The sequence below is a fragment of the Peribacillus simplex genome, assembly GCF_001542915.1.
Lineage (GTDB): Bacteria > Bacillota > Bacilli > Bacillales > DSM-1321 > Peribacillus > Peribacillus simplex_B.
Genome location: NZ_LNNH01000032.1, coordinates 1 through 17,029, shown reverse-complemented (window position 1 = coordinate 17,029; position 17,029 = coordinate 1). Strand labels below are relative to the sequence as shown.

The 17,029-nt window shown below is 45.4% G+C and carries 18 protein-coding genes and 1 pseudogene; 17 read left to right on the top strand and 2 right to left on the bottom strand.

Features of this window, described 5'->3' with window-relative positions; genetic code table 11:
* Positions 1-22: 22 nt before the first annotated feature.
* The gene (locus tag AS888_RS16365) at positions 23-1,399 is read left to right on the top strand and encodes an allantoinase (protein WP_061143224.1); all 1,377 of its coding nucleotides are present in this window, start codon (positions 23-25) and stop codon (positions 1,397-1,399) included.
* Between the two features lie 155 nt (positions 1,400-1,554).
* Here the strand turns inward: AS888_RS16365 and AS888_RS16360 are convergent, their stop codons facing one another.
* Complete coding sequence (locus AS888_RS16360; RefSeq protein ID WP_061143223.1) at positions 1,555-2,001, bottom strand: PaaI family thioesterase; 447 nt, start codon at positions 1,999-2,001, stop codon at positions 1,555-1,557.
* Between the two features lie 245 nt (positions 2,002-2,246).
* Between AS888_RS16360 and AS888_RS16355 the strand changes: the two genes are divergently transcribed.
* The 13 genes from AS888_RS16355 to paaX all read left to right on the top strand — a co-directional run bounded on the left by AS888_RS16355 (position 2,247) and on the right by paaX (position 13,943).
* On the top strand, positions 2,247-3,575 hold the full coding sequence (locus tag AS888_RS16355) for a phenylacetate--CoA ligase family protein (protein ID WP_061143222.1): 1,329 nt from the start codon (positions 2,247-2,249) through the stop codon (positions 3,573-3,575).
* A 341-nt stretch (positions 3,576-3,916) separates the two neighbouring features.
* Complete coding sequence (gene paaA / locus AS888_RS16350; protein WP_061143221.1) at positions 3,917-4,873, top strand: 1,2-phenylacetyl-CoA epoxidase subunit PaaA; 957 nt, start codon at positions 3,917-3,919, stop codon at positions 4,871-4,873.
* 18 nt (positions 4,874-4,891) lie between these two features.
* Positions 4,892-5,251 (top strand): 1,2-phenylacetyl-CoA epoxidase subunit PaaB, encoded by a 360-nt coding sequence (gene paaB, locus AS888_RS16345; protein WP_061143220.1) that lies wholly within the window; start codon positions 4,892-4,894, stop codon positions 5,249-5,251.
* Positions 5,241-6,041 (top strand): 1,2-phenylacetyl-CoA epoxidase subunit PaaC, encoded by an 801-nt coding sequence (gene paaC / locus AS888_RS16340; protein WP_061143219.1) that lies wholly within the window; start codon positions 5,241-5,243, stop codon positions 6,039-6,041. Before paaB ends, paaC begins: the two co-directional genes overlap by 11 nt.
* A gap of 27 nt (positions 6,042-6,068) precedes the next feature.
* Positions 6,069-6,566, top strand: coding sequence for a 1,2-phenylacetyl-CoA epoxidase subunit PaaD (paaD, locus tag AS888_RS16335; RefSeq protein WP_061143218.1), 498 nt, complete (start codon positions 6,069-6,071; stop codon positions 6,564-6,566).
* A gap of 19 nt (positions 6,567-6,585) precedes the next feature.
* Positions 6,586-6,891: an EthD family reductase gene (locus AS888_RS16330; RefSeq protein ID WP_061143217.1), complete on the top strand. Its 306-nt coding sequence runs from the start codon at positions 6,586-6,588 to the stop codon at positions 6,889-6,891.
* On the top strand, positions 6,888-7,664 hold the full coding sequence (locus tag AS888_RS16325; protein WP_061143216.1) for an enoyl-CoA hydratase/isomerase family protein: 777 nt from the start codon (positions 6,888-6,890) through the stop codon (positions 7,662-7,664). The genes AS888_RS16330 and AS888_RS16325 overlap by 4 nt, the downstream gene beginning before the upstream one ends.
* A gap of 10 nt (positions 7,665-7,674) precedes the next feature.
* Entirely contained in the window at positions 7,675-8,448 is a 774-nt protein-coding gene (locus AS888_RS16320) for an enoyl-CoA hydratase-related protein (protein WP_061143215.1), read from the top strand.
* Between the two features lie 22 nt (positions 8,449-8,470).
* The gene (locus AS888_RS16315; protein ID WP_061143214.1) at positions 8,471-9,988 is read left to right on the top strand and encodes an aldehyde dehydrogenase family protein; all 1,518 of its coding nucleotides are present in this window, start codon (positions 8,471-8,473) and stop codon (positions 9,986-9,988) included.
* Between the two features lie 115 nt (positions 9,989-10,103).
* Complete coding sequence (locus AS888_RS16310) at positions 10,104-10,976, top strand: 3-hydroxyacyl-CoA dehydrogenase (RefSeq protein ID WP_061143213.1); 873 nt, start codon at positions 10,104-10,106, stop codon at positions 10,974-10,976.
* A complete protein-coding gene (locus AS888_RS16305; protein WP_061143212.1) occupies positions 10,973-12,181 on the top strand; it encodes an acetyl-CoA C-acyltransferase in 1,209 nt (402 codons plus the stop codon). Before AS888_RS16310 ends, AS888_RS16305 begins: the two co-directional genes overlap by 4 nt.
* 22 nt (positions 12,182-12,203) lie before the next feature.
* Complete coding sequence (locus tag AS888_RS16300) at positions 12,204-12,980, top strand: enoyl-CoA hydratase-related protein (protein WP_061143211.1); 777 nt, start codon at positions 12,204-12,206, stop codon at positions 12,978-12,980.
* A gap of 81 nt (positions 12,981-13,061) precedes the next feature.
* Positions 13,062-13,943 carry a phenylacetic acid degradation operon negative regulatory protein PaaX gene (paaX, locus tag AS888_RS16295; RefSeq protein ID WP_100534195.1) on the top strand — a complete coding sequence of 294 codons (882 nt, stop codon included), beginning with the start codon at positions 13,062-13,064 and terminating at the stop codon, positions 13,941-13,943.
* A gap of 90 nt (positions 13,944-14,033) precedes the next feature.
* On the opposite strand, the gene AS888_RS16290 is transcribed toward paaX, so the two are convergent.
* The gene (locus tag AS888_RS16290) at positions 14,034-14,546 is read right to left on the bottom strand and encodes a gamma carbonic anhydrase family protein (protein WP_061143209.1); all 513 of its coding nucleotides are present in this window, start codon (positions 14,544-14,546) and stop codon (positions 14,034-14,036) included.
* 79 nt (positions 14,547-14,625) lie between these two features.
* On the opposite strand from AS888_RS16290, the gene AS888_RS16285 reads away from it, so the two are divergent.
* The 3 genes and pseudogenes from AS888_RS16285 to AS888_RS26870 all read left to right on the top strand — a co-directional run.
* A complete protein-coding gene (locus AS888_RS16285) occupies positions 14,626-15,591 on the top strand; it encodes an NAD(P)H-dependent flavin oxidoreductase (protein WP_155645522.1) in 966 nt (321 codons plus the stop codon).
* 378 nt (positions 15,592-15,969) lie between these two features.
* Positions 15,970-16,581, top strand: a complete 612-nt coding sequence (locus tag AS888_RS16280; protein WP_061143207.1) for a DedA family protein — start codon at positions 15,970-15,972, stop codon at positions 16,579-16,581.
* Between the two features lie 300 nt (positions 16,582-16,881).
* Positions 16,882-17,029, top strand: a pseudogene (locus tag AS888_RS26870) (IS5/IS1182 family transposase); the annotation flags it as partial.

Genomic DNA, 17,029 nt, shown 5'->3' with positions numbered 1-17,029 from the left:
TTATTTAAGGGGAGTGGTCTGGATGTCAGTTTATGATCTTATTATCCGCAATGGGAATGTAGTTTTTCCTGGTGAAGTGAAGAAAGCCGATCTTGCAATCCGAGATGGAGTGATTGTCAAGATTGACGATCGCCTTGAGGGGAACGCCGTTCAAGAGTATGAGGCGGATGGTCAGCATATTTTTCCTGGAATGATCGATGTCCATGTGCATTTCAGTGAACCTGGACGCGTTCATTGGGAAGGCTTTGAAACGGGCTCGCAAATGATGGCTGCGGGTGGATGCACGACATATTTCGATATGCCATTGAATGGTATCCCTTCAACCATTGACCGTGAAGCCCTCCTTGAAAAAGGGAAAATCGGCGAAGGGAAGTCGATTATAGATTTTGGATTATGGGGAGGCTTGGTGCCTGGCAATGTCGATGAACTAGAAGCGCTCGCAAAATCAGGAGTCATCGGGTTTAAAGCTTTTCTCTCGGCAACGGGAAATGAAGAATTTGAACGTGCAGATGATTTCACCCTTTTACATGGAATGAAGAAGATCGCAGAGTTGGGCAAGGTCTTGGCTCTTCATGCGGAAAGTGACCCGATCACTCAATGGTTGAAGCAGGAAAAAGAGAAGGAAGGTCTATTCAGTGCTGACGATTATGCGGCTACAAGACCTGTGCAGGCAGAAGCGGAAGCTGTCGAGCGTGCGATTGCATATGCGGAGTTAACGGGCTGCCCGCTGCACTTTGTCCATATTAGCAGTGGCTTGGCCATAGAAAAAATAGAAGCTGCCAAACAGCGCGGACTGGATGTAACGGTGGAAACGTGTCCGCATTATTTATTATTCAATCAAGGTGATTTAGTCAAAAAAGGTGCGGTTGCAAAATGTGCCCCCCCATTAAGGGCCAGTGAAGAACAACAAAAATTGATCGAGTGTTTGATGGAAGGGAAATTCGATATGATCTCCTCGGACCACTCGCCATGTCCCTATGAGATGAAGGATCCGGAGGTACATAATCTTTTTGAAGCATGGGGCGGAATAAGCGGCGGACAATTTTCACTCATGTCGATGATAGAACTGGCAGGGTCATATGGAATCCCGCTTTACAAAGTGGCTGAATGGACAGCATCAGGGCCGGCTGAACGATTTGGCCTCTCCTCGAGGAAAGGAAGAATCATGGAGGGACTGGATGCGGATCTTGCGATTGTTTCCCTTGATGGGATCCACGAAGCTTCGGAAACGAATTTTTTCGCGAAACATAAGCAAAGCATTTACCTGGACCATACTTTTCCTTGTCAAATCACTGCTACCTTAAGCAGAGGGAAAATGGTTTATCGGAATGGGGAACCAATCGTAAGTGGTCAGGGGGAATGGGTGAAGGTGACCGATTCCATTGAGGTCAAAAACTAGCAACAAAGATTGGCACTTGGATGAGTTACAATCAAGCAAAGGGGAGTTCCGGAATCGGGACTCCCCTTTGCTTGCCTGATTTTTTTATTCACCTGGCTTTTTCAGTACAAGTGAAAAACCGGGCAGGTCAAGGATCCGTCCGGTTCAGAGGCTGCTTATTCATCTTGGTCAACGAAATATTGATTCTTCCGGTACACCATCGCCTCCATCGTTGCAATCAGTTCGCCTTCGGCTGCCACTTCGATATGGTACCATGCGAGTTTATGGTTTTTCTTAATCTCCTTTGCCCGAGCGACTAGGGTTTCTCCACGTTTGCCAGCTGAGATGAATTGAATGCCATTGGAAACGCCGACCGCTACTTTGCCATATGAATTGCTGGCAGCAGCGAACGCATAATCAGCAAGCGAAAAGATAATGGCACCGTGTACCGCTCCGTGGCTATTTAGCATATGTCCACTTGGGGTCAATTCAGCTTCAGCTTCGCCAGGACCAAGCTTCGTCAACTTCATCCCTAGAAAAGAGGCATATGGTTCGTCTGCCAGCACTTGCTTGATTTGGTCGTAATGGTACTCATGCATATCTTGATCAATGTCGATGGTCATGAAATCACCCTTCCTCTAATGTCCTTTGCCGAGCTATTCGACAGCCACTGTAAAATTAACATGGTCAGAAAATAATGTAAATTATAATTTTAAATTTTCTTTAAATTCAAAAAATAATATTGACAGGTCGAAAGCGGCGTATTAATCTTAAAAATAAGTATAACGATAATATATATATTCGTTAAAATTACGTTATAGGCAAGGGCGGACTGGAAAACGAGCAAAAAAGAGGGGGACTTGAAACCATGTACAATCCTGAAGTTGAAACGGCTACCCGTGCCGAGATGGAAAGTATGCAATTGGCACGCCTCAAAAAAACGATACGCTATGTAGTTGAACAGGTACCTTATTACAGAGAGAAATTTTCAGAGATGGGCCTTGATCCGGCAGATATTCAGACACTGAATGATGTGACGAAACTGCCTTTTACAAAAAAACAGACTCTCCGTGATCAGTATCCATTCGGATTGTTCGCCGTTCCGATGGAACAGGTGGCTAGGATACATGCTTCATCCGGCACAAGCGGGAAACCTACCGTAGTGGGGTATACGAAAAACGATTTGGAGAATTGGGCAACGATCGTCGCCCGCGGGATTGTGGCTGCAGGAGGCCGGAAGTCAGATGTTTTCCATAATGCATATGGATATGGGCTGTTTACAGGCGGACTGGGTCTCCATTGCGGTGCAGAGAAATTAGGGGTTGCCACTGTGCCCATTTCAGGGGGGAATACCGATCGCCAGATTACGATCATCAATGACTTCAAGCCGCGTGGCATTTGCGGAACCCCTTCGTATATCTTGAACATTGCAGAAAAAATGGAAGAAATGGGGATCGATCCAGCTGATAATGGGCTTGATTATGGAATATTCGGAGCTGAGCCGTGGTCAGAGGGAATGAGGGCAACACTTGAGAAGAAATTGAAGTTGAAGGCGGTTGATATTTACGGCCTTAGTGAAATCATGGGGCCGGGTGTAGCGATTGAATGTCATCAAGCACAGAATGGGCTGCATATTGCAGAAGATCATTTTCTCGTTGAAGTCATTAATCCCGAAACCCTTGAACCTGTTGATGAGGGCGAAGACGGGGAACTTGTTTTTACAAGCCTCACGAAAGAAGCGCTTCCGATCATCCGCTACCGAACGGGTGATATCGCCTCCATTACCCGTGAGCCGTGTACATGCGGGCGGACGACAACAAGAATGTCCCGGGTCAAAGGCAGGACGGATGATATGATCATAGTAAGAGGAGTAAATGTATTTCCGTCTGAAATCGAACGTGTGTTATTCCAGATGGAAGGAATTGTTCCGCATTATCAAATCCACCTTGTGAAGAAGGGGCAAATGGATAGCGTTGAATTGCACATCGAAATTGAAAGCGGTTTCTATAAGGGGGTAGGAGAAGACCTTGATCACGAAAATGTAGTGAAATTAAGGAAAAGACTTCTACAGCAAATGAAATCGACATGTCTGGTAACGATGGATATCATTATTAACGCCCCAAAAACCATTCCCCGTTCGGAAGGAAAAGCGATTCGTATTGTTGATAAACGTAAAGATGAAATTCTCAGTGTTTGAGCGGGAAACGTAAATACCTTACGGTGAATGGCGCTGTCCCTCAGGGTAAGTTATGGAGCGATGAGACGATTGTCAGTCATAAAAAAGCGCGGTAACATAACTTCCTATAAAAGGGGATGATGCAGTCTCCGCAGAATGATCCGATGATCTGGATGATGCACTGGAAGGCTGTCCAACGGAATCTAACAAAGTGGAAACGTCTGCGTTTAAAATCCACGTTCCTTCCGGTAATTTCCTTTTTGTCAGAACAAAAGACGGAATTGTCTTGCATTTAATATAACATTTACTTATAATAACGTTATATTAACGTTATATACATTACCGGATAAGAGGTGTTTTAGATGAACATTCTTTTAAATGAGATGGCAGAACAAGAAAAGCTGAAACATTTCATTGCCAGGATCGAAGCAGGGGAAAAGATAGAAGCTGATGATTGGATGCCTGAAGATTACCGAGGGACTCTCATCAAGTTAATTTCCATGCATGGCATCAGTGAAATCATGGGGGCGCTTCCAGAGAAGGAATGGGTTCCTAAAGCTCCAACTTTAAATAGGAAACTTGGAATCATGGCAAAGGTACAGGATGAAATGGGGCATGGACAATTATTGCTTCGTGTCGTCGAGGATTTGCTAAAGCCGTTCGGCAAAAAACGGGATGATCTTATGCAGGATTTATTTAATGGAGATTTAAAGTTTCATAATGTCTTCCATATGGAGGCCAAGACTTGGGGAGATGCGGGCTTGATTGGCTGGCTTGTAGACGGGGCGGCGATCATCTCCCAAACGAATATGCTAGGCGCTTCATATGGACCATATTCCCGTGCGTTACACCGGATTTGTGCCGAAGAAGTTTTTCACGCCCAGCATGGCGAGGCGATCATCATGGCTTTGGCCGAAGGGACGGAAGAACAAAGGAGATTGGTTCAGGACTCGATCGATTATTGGTGGGAATCATTGCTGCTTTTCTTTGGCCCTCCAAGCAAGAATGAGGTGGGGTCATCCAAACAGGATGTAACGATTAGGTACAGAATCAGAACGAGTACGAATGAAGAGCTTCGCCAGGCCTTCTTTTCCAAATATGTGAAGCGGATCCTTTCACTCGGCTATACCATCCCGGATGAAACCCTTCGATTTGATAAAGAATCGAAAACCTGGATATACAAGCAACCTGATTGGAGCAAATTGAAGGTGATGGCGAGGAATGAAGGACCACGTTCACAGGATCGCCTGAATCTTCGAAGAATTTCCTATGAAAATAATAAATGGGTACGGGAAGCCTTGGCTCCGAAGGTCATCTAAGGGAGGGGGAAGGAAGGTATGGAACCAAGACAAGCAACTTACTTTGAAGAATTTGAAGTATTTAGCCGTAAAACGAAATCCTCGCCCGTTCAATATCAGTTTAGCCTGCTGGCCCCGAATGAGGATATCGCCATCATGATGGCACAGGAGAATTTCATGAGACGAGAAGCAGTTGATGATATCTGGGTCGTCAAAAGACAGGATATACGGAAAATGACGGCCGATGAGAAGAAAACGCTTCAGCGTATGGACAACAAAGATTACAGGACCACAAAAGGATATGGGTACCTGAAGAAAAAATGGCGGAAGTATGAGCAGGAAATGCTCGATGAAAAAGAAATAATGTCTTGGGCGGGAGGTGTGAAAGATGGAGAATGAATCATTGAAGAACACGGCAATCAAGGAATTGCTGCTTCACTTGGCCGATGATGATTTTATCCATGCATATCGTGGTTCTGAATGGCTGGGGCTCGCTCCCCATATCGAGGAAGATGTGGCATCCTCCTCGATAGCCCAAGATACGATGGGGCATGCCGCGATATTTTATCAATTATTGGAAGAAATCGGGGAGGGAACGGCAGATCGGCTCGCCCACGACCGTCCCGCCAATGAACGGCGCAATGCCATCATTCTCGAAGCTGCCAATGGTCCCGGACATTATATGAAAGACCCTGATTATGATTGGGCCTTTGCAGTGGTACGGAATTATTTTTACACTCAGGCTAAAGCGATCAAGATTCAATCTCTGCAATCAAGCTCTTATGAACCGCTTGCTGAAGTCGCGCAAAAGGTACAGATGGAACTTTACTATCATTTGATGCACTGGAAATTGTGGTTCGTCCAATTGCTTGGTTCGGATCACGAGGAAGCGGTTTCGAAAATGAAAGCAGCGATTGAGAAAACCTTACCGAATTTCGCCGGCGTGTTTTCACTTGGACAATATGGCGAAGAAATGGTGGAGCAAGGCTTGATAGAGGGCGAAGCGACCTTACGGAAGAAATGGATCGAGGCCATCACCCCGGTTTTTGAAAGTGTAGGCTTAGTTACCACATTTGAAATGGGCATGGCCAAAGGTGATGGGCGAAACGGCGTGCACACGGAGGATTTGGAAACGGCGCTCGAAACGTTAAGCGAAGTGTATGCGTCCGATAAAGCTGCTTCATGGTGAACCATTAGAGAAAAGGGGAGGGATATCATGTCGACCGTACTGATAAACTCAGATGAAATATATAAGCTTCTGGAAGACGTTAAAGATCCCGAAATCGATACAGTAAGCATTCTGGATTTGGGAATGGTTGAAGAAGTGACGGTTTCGGGCCCGGACGTATCGGTGAAAATGCTGCCGACCTTTCTGGGATGCCCGGCATTGCCAATCATTCAGAAAAATGTGGAGACGGCTGTAAAACAGCTTCCAACGGTAAGGAATGTAAGCGTTACATTTTTGCGCTGCCCTTCCTGGACGTCCGATCGTATTACGGAAAAAGGGAAAGCTGGATTGAAGGTTTTCGGGATCTCCCCCCCTCCCAGACAAATGAAAAAAGATGGATCATGGCATATAGATTGTCCGTATTGTGAATCAACATATGTCACGATGGAGAATATATTCGGCCCGACAGCCTGCCGCAGCATCTTATATTGCAAAGCATGTAAAAACCCGTTCGAAGCAATGAAACCGATGATAAAAATGATCTAATAAATGGAGGTTTTCTAACATGATAAAGCTAATTGCCCTATATAAACAACCTGAAAACAAGGAAGAATTCGATGAGCACTATTTCAATGTCCACGGTCCGTTAACGGAAAAAATCCCTGGTCTTCAAAAAATGGAGGTCACTAAAATAATCGGGACTCCAATGGGCAAAGACTCTGAATATCACATTCTATGTGAAATGTATTATGAAAACCATGATGCCCTCCAAAAAGGAATGAGTTCCCCAGAAGGAAAAGCATCGGGGAAAGACTTAATGGGCTTTGCAGGGAAGTTAGTGACGATGATGATTGGCGAAGAAATGAAATGAATGCGCTCCAGTTCATTGAAACGTCGATCGAGGACGGCATTGGATTCATCTTTTTAAACAGGCCGAAGCAATTGAATGCCCTTAATAGGAAGATGATCAGTGAAATCGTTTCGACGATGGAAGCATTCGACATCGATTCCCAAGTGAAGGTGATTTTGCTGACTGGAAATGGAAAAGCATTTTCTGCCGGGGCAGATATTGACGAGATGGTGAATGACAGCCCAATCACTTTGGAGTTAACGAATCAATTTGCCGATTGGGATCGAATCAATTTAATCAGGAAGCCAATAATCGGGGCTGTGAAAAGCTTTGTATTCGGTGGTGGCTTCGAGCTTGCCTTAGCCTGTGATTTCCTGGTTGCTGCCAGCGACACCCAATTTTCCTTTCCGGAAGTCACGTTGGGAGTCATGCCTGGTGCAGGAGGAACGCAGAGGCTGACGAAATTGGTGGGCAAAACGAAGGCGCTTGAATGGATATTGACAGCCGAGAGAATCCATGTAAAGTCAGCCCTGCATTATGGTTTCATAAATAAGATCGTCGCTCCTGAATTATTAATGGAAGAAGCGGTTGATTTTGCTCAAAAGATTGCGAAGCAACCTCCTTTGGCGGTAAGGCTGATTAAAGAATCCGTCAATAAAGCCGTTGACCATTCCTTATATGAGGGGATGCAGTTTGAACGGAAGAACTTCTATCTTCTTTTTGCATCAGGGGACCAAAAAGAAGGAATGAGTGCGTTTGTTGAAAAAAGAAAGCCTAAATTCACAGGCGGATAAGGAGTGCTCTATGTACGAAACGATCACATATAGGGTTGAAAATGGAGTCGCTTGGCTTACTTTGAACCGTCCTGATAAACTTAATGCCTTTACTTCCCAAATGAATGGGGAAATAAAGAAAGCGATCAAAGCATCTGCGGAATCTGACGTTGTACGTGCCATTATCATCACCGGGGAAGGCAGGGCCTTTTGCTCGGGACAGGATTTATCGGAAGTGGATGAAAGCAAGCATTTAGGTCAAGTGCTCCGTGAGGACTACGGCCCGATGATGCAGCAAATTTCTCGTTGCGAAAAACCTATCATTGCGGCAGTAAACGGTGTGGCGGCAGGGGCCGGCTTCAGCCTGGCACTTGCATGCGATTTTCGGCTAATTTCCGAAAATGCCAGTTTTATAAATGCTTTTGTCAATATCGGTTTGATACCTGATTCAGGCAACCTGTACTACCTCACGCGAATCGTTGGCCATGCGAAGGCCTTGGAACTATCCTTATTGGGAGAAAAGGTCACTGCCTCCGAGGCAAAAGCCATCGGACTCGCAACGAAAGTGATCGGTGTGGATGAATGGAACGAGCAATTGAGGGCCTTTGCAGGGAATATCGCAGCCAAGCCGACGAAAGCAATCGGCTTGATCAAAAGATACTTAGAGGCAACCTATCACCTTTCATTGGATGAATACTTAACCGAAGAAGCGGAAGGCCAGCGAATCGCCGGTTTGACGCAGGACTTTGCTGAAGGCGTGGCAGCGTTCACCGAAAAAAGGAAAGCTCAGTTCATAGGAAAGTAATATAAAAAGGGAGAGGGATTACATGGTTAAAGTTCAAGAGGCGGCATTTGAAAAAGCGGAAACGAAACGTGATTATTACCACCTGATCATTAATGGGGAAAGAGTGGAAAGCTCTAACGGATCGACTTTGGATGCATGCAATCCTGCAACTGGCGAAATCATCGCCAAGGTGGCAAAAGCCACTAAGGAAGATGCGGAAAAGGCGGTTCAAGCTGCACGTGAAGCTTTTGATAAAGGTAAATGGAAGAAAACCCCGATTAATAAACGTTCCCGTGTATTGAATAAAATTGCGGCAATCATGCGTTCCCGCTTCAATGAATTGGTTGAGCTGGAAGTGTTGAACAGCGGAAAATCCATATCGGCAGCGCAGGGCCAAGTCATGCAGGCGATAGAGGATTTCGAATTTTATGCAGGTGCTTTAGTTGCGCACCGCGGATCTGTCAATAACGTACCTGGCCAATTCCATAACTATACCGAGAAAGAGCCAGTGGGAGTTTGCGCCCAAATCATTCCTTGGAATTATCCAATGATGATGGCAGCTTGGAAAATTGCCCCTGCAATTGCAGTTGGCTGCTCGGTGATCGTCAAGCCGGCCTCCTTAACGCCGCTGACTGCCATCGTCTTAGGGGAAATCTGTTTGGAAGCGGGTGTGCCGTCCGGGGTGGTCAATATCATCCCTGGTCCTGGAGCGGACGTAGGGAATTACCTAGTCGAGCATCCTAACGTGAATAAGGTCGCCTTCACTGGTTCTACGCCAATCGGCAGGGACCTCATGGGCAAAGCTTCCCAAACATTAAAGAGGGTAACATTGGAGCTTGGCGGAAAATCTCCTAATATCGTTTTTGAAGATGCCGACCTTGAAGCAGCTATCGATGGCTCCCTATATGGCATTTTCTACAATACCGGACAATCTTGCGAAGCGAGATCGCGTCTATATGTGCATGAAGACATTTATGATGAATTCGTTGCCAAGTTTGTAGAAAAAACGAAGAAATTGAAATTGGGCAATCCGCTCGATAAAGAAACGCATGTCGGGGCCATTATAGATCAGGGGCAATTGGATGTCATCAATAATTATGTTCAATCGGCCATTTCGGATGGTGCGGATATCCTAACCGGCGGAAAGCCGGCGGTCATTGAAGGCTTTGAAGGAGGCTACTGGTTTGAGCCGACGGTCATTGCCAATGTCAATCATGATATGAATGTAGTGAAAGAGGAAATATTCGGTCCCGTGGTCGTCATTATGAAATTTAAAGATGAAAAAGAAGCCATCAGGCTCGCGAATGATACAGAGTTTGGACTAGGTTCAGCGCTTTGGACAAAGGATGGCGGACGTGCGACCCGAGTGGCCAATCAAATCGAAGCGGGAATCGTCATGGTGAACTGCCCATTCTCCGCTTTTCCTGGAACCCCTTTCGGAGGGTATAAACAATCAGGATTCGGACGTGAGCTGTGTATTGAAACACTCGATCTTTATACAGAAACGAAAAGCATCATTTCCTATCATGGAAGCCGTCCCTTGAATCCTTTCGGCATTTAATCGAACATAAATAGATGGCTGGCAAAACGATTGTCGGATAAGTAATTCATGTATGGATGAATGCTGATCTGATTCGTTGTAGCCGGCCCTCTTTAAGTAAAAGGAGGAATGGTTGATGATTAAAAATCTAGTGATCGTCGGGTCCGGGGTCATGGGCAGGGGAATAGCCTACGTAGGGGCAACTGGAGGATTCGATGTAATATTGGTGGATGTGAGTCAAACGGCATTGGAAAGCGCAAAAAATGAAATTGATTCCATTTTTGAGAAGGGTGTCCGTTATCAAAAAATCAGCAAGGAGGAAGCGGCTTCCGCAAAAAATAGATTTTCATATTCTTCCAATTTGAAAGAAGCGGCAGCTGCTGCCGATCTAATCATAGAGGCCGTTCCGGAAAAACCGGAAATTAAGAAAGCCGTTTTTGAAACGCTTGAAGAGTATGCAAACGAAGCCTGTTACTTTGCAACGAATACTTCCACCATGAGCCCGACTGAAATTGGATCTTATGGTAAACGCCCCGAAAAAACGATTGCCATGCATTTTTTTAATCCTGTTCAAAAGATGCCGCTCGTGGAAATTGTGCGCGGACTTGAAACAAGTGATGAAACGGCAGCCGTAATTAAGGAAGTTGCCGGAAAAATGGGGAAAGAGACCGTGGTCATCAATGAATTTCCAGGGTTCGTGACGAGCAGGATCAGCTGCCTCGTAGGAAATGAAGCGTTTTATATGCTTCAAGAGGGTTTAGGGACACCCGAAGAAATTGATAAGGCCATTAAGTTAGGGCTGAATTACCCGATGGGGCCATTCGAGCTGGGGGATTTGGTTGGATTGGATGCCCGTTTAAATAACCTAAAGTATTTACATAGCAAGCTTGGAGAGAAGTACCGTCCGGCGCCGCTGCTTGAACAGTATGTTAAAGCGGGCAGGCTTGGCCGCAAGTCAGGCAGGGGCGTGTATGATTATACAAAAGATGGAGAGTTGGTGAGGAAATGAAAGATGTCGTGATTGTCGATGCTGTAAGAACACCCATCGGTAGATATAAAGGCGCTTTGAAGAGCGTTCGCCCGGATGACCTAGGTGCCGTTGTGATCAGGGCGCTGATGGAACGCAATCCGGCGCTTCCGCCAAAACAAATCGATGATGTCATCTTCGGGAATGCAAATCAAGCAGGGGAGGACAATCGCAATGTGGCGAGAATGTCCGCGTTATTGGCCGGTCTTCCCGTAACTGTGGCCGGAACGACCATTAATCGATTGTGCGGATCTGGATTGGATGCCGTCATGTATGGTGCACGGTCAATAGCTGCAGGTGAAGGAGAGATTTATATCGCAGGCGGCACCGAAAGCATGACAAGGGCCCCATTCGTCATGGCCAAACCTGAAAGTGAATTTCCCCGGGGAGCAATGGAGCTCCAGGATACGACGATCGGCTGGCGCTTCACGAATGAAAAGCTTGAAGAGATGTATGGTGTGGATTCCATGCCCCAGACAGCGGAAAATGTCGCACGGCGTTTTTCCATTTCGCGGGAAGAACAAGATCGATTCGCACTTCAGAGCCAGCAACGAGCGAAAAATGCAATGGAAAATGATCGGTTTTTCAATGAAATCGTACCGGTCAGATATACGGATCGTAAGGGGAATGAGGTCATTTTCATTAATGATGAACATCCCCGTCCTGAAACGACCATCGAAAAGCTGGAAAAACTTAAACCGATTTTTAAGGGCGGAACTGTAACGGCCGGTAATGCCTCTGGTGTGAACGATGGAGCTTCAGCCTTGCTGTTAATGAGTGGTGAAAAAGCGCGCGAACTTGGATTGCAGCCTTTGGCCAAATATGTGGCAGGTGCGGTAGCTGGATTGGAACCGTCAGTCATGGGACTTGGTCCCATCCTTGCGACTGAAAAGGCATTGAAGAGGGCGAATATCGCGATTGGAGACATTGGCTTAATTGAATTGAACGAGGCTTTCGCCTCCCAATCAGTCGAGTGTATCCGCCAATTGAAGCTGGATCAGGAGAAAGTGAATGTCAATGGCGGGGCAATTGCGTTTGGTCACCCACTCGGAGCAAGCGGTGCGCGTATATTAACAACGCTTGTTCACGAAATGAAAAAGCGAAATGTACGTTACGGCCTTGCCACGATGTGTGTCGGTGTTGGGCAAGGGATTTCGGCGATCATTGAAAAAATGGAAGAGGATTGATTTATAAAAGGGGAGAGAATATATGTCTAATGTCATTTATGAAGTGAACAATCAAATCGGGTATATAACGGTGGATCGACCTGAGGTCTTGAATTGCTTTGACTACGAGACACTTTCTGAACTGGAGGAAGTCATTGATGCGGTTCATCTGGACGGTGATATCCGTGTGGTCATTTTCACGGGGGCAGGGGAAAAAGCATTCAGTGCAGGCGCAGATTTAAAAGAAAGAAAGAGTTTGAATGATTCGGAGGTAAGAAGGAATGTTAAAATGATCCGCGATGTTTTTGCCAGCATTGCCGGGTTGCCGCAGCCAACCATTGCGGCCGTCAATGGATATGCACTGGGGGGCGGCTTCGAATGGTTGCTATCATGCGATTTTGCCATTGCGGCAGAAGGCGTTTCCTTAGGTCTTACGGAGACTAGCTGGGCAATCATTCCGGGGGCAGGCGGTACACAGCGATTGCCTAGATTGATTGGTGAGATGAAGGCGAAGGAATTAATCTTCACTGCTAAAAAACTGACTGCAGAAGAAGCTTTACAATTAGGAATCCTTTTGAAGGTCGTGCCAAGGGAACAGCTTCGCTCAGCCTGTGAAGGGTTGGCGGCAGCAATCATGAAAAATGGGCCAATCGCAGTCACTCAAGCCAAATATGCAATTACCCAGGGAATGAATACGGATTTGCAAACGGGAATGGCGATAGAAGGAAAAGCCTATGAGCTGACCATTCCGACTCAGGACAGATTGGAAGCACTCCAAGCATTCAGCGAAAGGAGAAAAACGCAATTTACCGGGAAATGATGTTGCGGTTTCTGTTTAAGGGGATATAATAATAATTATGTGGACCGTGTGAAATTGGTAACAATAGAATGAGGTGAGGATATAGGAACGAATACGCAATCCATGATTTTTACGATATATGGCGATTATATCCGGAACTATGGAAGTAAAATTTGGATAGGCAGTTTAATTCGTCTATTAAAGGAATTCGGCCATAATGAGCAGGGCGTGCGTGTAGCCGTTTCACGGATGGTTAAGCAAGGATGGATCCAATCCGAAAAGCAAGGGAATAAAAGTTATTACTTTCTGACTGAGCGCGGTGTACAGCGAATGGATGAAGCTGCCAATCGCATTTACAAGATGAAACCAAATGAATGGGATGGTAAATGGCGCATCTTGATGTACACGATTCCTGAAGATAAACGGCAATTGCGGGATGATCTGCGTAAAGAATTATTATGGAGTGGATTTGGCAGTTTTTCCAATGGGTGCTGGATTTCCCCTAATGATCTCGAGAAAGAAATCGATCTTTTGATTGCGAAATATGAAATTGATGAATATGTTGATTTTTTCATTTCCGAATACAAGGGACCAAAGGAAAATCATTCACTTGTCGAGAAGAGCTGGCAGCTGGAGGAGATCGAGAATAAATATGAACAATTCATCGAGAAATACAGTAAACAATTCATCGTTCACCAAAGCATCATAAGCAGGGGCGAAATGTCTGATGCGGATTGCTTTGTGGAAAGGACGAATCTGGTGCATGAATACCGTAAGTTTTTATTCATCGATCCAGGCCTCCCAAATGAACTGCTGCCCTCAAAATGGAACGGGAACCATGCTGCTCTTTTATTCAGCCAGTATTATCAAGTGTTGGCTGAACCGGCAAGCCGCTTCTTCGAGAGCGTATTCCAGGAGAATAATGATTTATGGCGGAAAGATGAGGCCTATGATGCTAAGGATCATCCGCTGATCATTAAGTGAATAAGAGCTTCAGCCAGTCTCTATCGATTACTGGCCGAGGCTTTTTTTCATGAAAAATGATCACCAGAAAGGGAGGACCCTATTTTACAATCAATCGAGTAAAGCTTTAAATTCCTTTCCTTTTTGAACATATGTATCTATTGAAAGCTGTATCAATTCAAGGTCCTTCTCATTCAATCTGCGAACCACTTTCCCAGGTGAACCGATTACGAGTGAACGCGGAGGGATGATTTTGCCTGCTGCAATCAATGTATTCGCGCCGACAATGCATTCTTCGCCTATTTCTACATGATCCAATATCGTTGACCCCATTCCTATAATGGAGCGTTTACCTATTTTACAGCCATGCAGGATTACGTTATGACCAACCGTTACTTCGTCTTCGATGACAACCGGACAGCCTTCGAATAAATGAATGGTGGAGTTGTCTTGAATGCTGCACTTTTCCCCTATGGTGATGGAATCCTCGTCACCGCGCAGGACGGAGTTGAACCAGATGGTCGATTCTTTCCCAATGGAAATATCACCAATTAAATAGGCGCCAGGGGCAATGAAAACGGTTTCATCAATGAGGGGCTTCTTCTTATTATATGGAATGATCATAGTAGCGCTCCTTTTGAAAAGTCAGAATTGTTTTTCTAATGATTATAGTATAACATTAAATGGACAGGGAGGGGTAATGGTGAAATATATTTGTGATCTTTTTTCAATTAAATATCCCATCATTCAAGGCGGCATGGGGAATATAAGCAATGCAACTCTAGCGGCTGCAGTATCCAACGCAGGGGGACTTGGGACGATCGGCTGCGGTACGATGACCCCGGGCCAGGTGGAGGCCATCATACTTGAAACGAAGGATAAAACGAATAACAATTTCGCGTTGAACATTCCGATAAACGTTAGTCCATATACAGATGAGCTAATCAATCTTGTATTCAAGCATGATATACCTGTCGTTTCGTTGTCAGCAGGAAATCCGGCCCCTTACATTCCGTCCTTGCAACAAAAGAAGAGTAAAGTGATCGCTATTGTGGCATCGGTCAAGCACGCCCAAAAAGCAGAGGCTGCCGGGGCTGATGTGTTGGTTGCCGAGGGGGTCGAGGCTGCCGGTATCAATTCCAACCTGGAATTGACGACCTTTACCCTCATTCCGCAAATTAGCAAGCAGGTGAAACTGCCGGTATTGGCAGCTGGAGGAATAGGCAATGGTCAGGGATTGGCAGCGGCTTTAATGCTGGGAGCCTCGGGAGTTCAGTTGGGAACCAGGCTAATCGCCACGAAGGAAGCCCCTTTCCATCCATCCTACAAACAGAAATTGATTGAATCGATGGGAAATGATACGTGCATATTAGGCAGGTCGGTTGGCCAGGTGAGAAGAGTATTGAAGGCCCCATATGCGGACAAAATCCTGGACTTGGAAAAACGAGGTCTGTCTGCCATGACTTATCGTGATTTGACATCTGAAGTGCATCATATAAATGGTGCAATGCGTGGGGATGTTAACGAAGGGTTCATGAATGGTGGCCAGGTGGCCGGATTGATTGAGGATATTCCCACGGTCCAGGAATTGCTTGATGGGATGATGACGGATGCTAAAAAGCATATCGAGCTGGGATTAGCGGCGTTTTCCACCCCCTTCATGATTTAACACTTGAAGCACAACCCCGGCTTAACAGAAAAAAGCTTGGGGTGGATCCATGTGGATTTTTCAAAAAAAGCCAGGAACTTGTAGGAGATGCTGTCTGTATTTTGCAGGCGGCATTTCTTTGTTTAAACGATCCGGTCATCTATCTTTCTTCTTTGCGTTTCACATCTTTTTACAAAATAATAATTCAATGAAGGAAAGCTTCACACGTCAATGCAACAGGCCTTCATAAGAAACATGGTAACCCATCAGTAGATTATGAAAAATTGTGATTGAACTTGTGATACAATGGAAAATGTCCTTTTTGAAATCAAGGGCTTCGCCAATTCAATCCAGGCGGAGCCTTATTATATGTAATAAGGCGGAAATGGGGAAATCTCAATGGAAACTATAATAATGGATATGATTGAAGCGTTTAAATCTTTATCTTATTTCGGTGTGATGCTGGCTTTGACCTTTGAATTCATTCCTGCTGAAATAGTATTGCCGCTGGCAGGTTACTGGGTTTATCAAGGTGATATGAATTTATACTTGACCATTCTCGCCGGTTCGATTGGTGGGGTAACGGGACCGCTGACGCTTTATGCTTTGGGAAAATATGGCGGGAGACCGCTCGTGCTGAAGTTTGGGAAATACTTTTTGATTAAAGAAGAGCAGTTGAATAAGGCGGACCGATTCTTTGAAAGGTATGGCGGGGGAATTGCCTTTTTTGGACGATTTGTACCGGGAATCCGTACAGCCGTATCGCTTCCATGCGGAATGCTGAAAATGAATGTTTGGAAGTTCATTTTATTCACCTATTTGGCGATGCTCCCTGTTACAAGCGTTTATGTTTATTTAGGATATAAGTTAGGTCCTAGATGGGAACAGGCGGGATCCATCTTTTCCCAATATGCGAATTTCCTGCTTATCCCGATTGCACTTATCGTCATTTGGTTCATTATGAAGGCTCAAAAACAAAAGCAAAGACAAAAATTGAAAGTCCATCAATAACAAAGAAGGCGCCATGAACTGGCGCCTTCAGACTGTAGACAAACTCGATGAAGATCGAGTTTGTCTATTTTTATGGCCTGTACAATTTAGACGTTGATTTCCACTCCAGGCACTCGCTTTCCGCGGGCGGTCGGGGAGCCTCCTCGGCTTTGCCTGCGGGGTCTCCCCTAGACGCGCTTTTCCCGCAGGAGTCTCGTACCTTCCGTTCCAATCAACTTTGTCTTACCTTTTAGATAGAACACTTTTGACTGGAGTCATTTTTGTTTTAAAATTGAAGGATTAAAACTTGAGGTGATGAGGATGCTTTCTAAACATGATTCTATTCAGCGAGATCAACTTGAAATGATAACTTTAGATCAACTGGTGCCACCGAACCATTTGGTTCGTAAAATGGAGGCTGCCATTGACTTCACTTTCATTTATGACTTGGTGAAAGATATGTACTCAG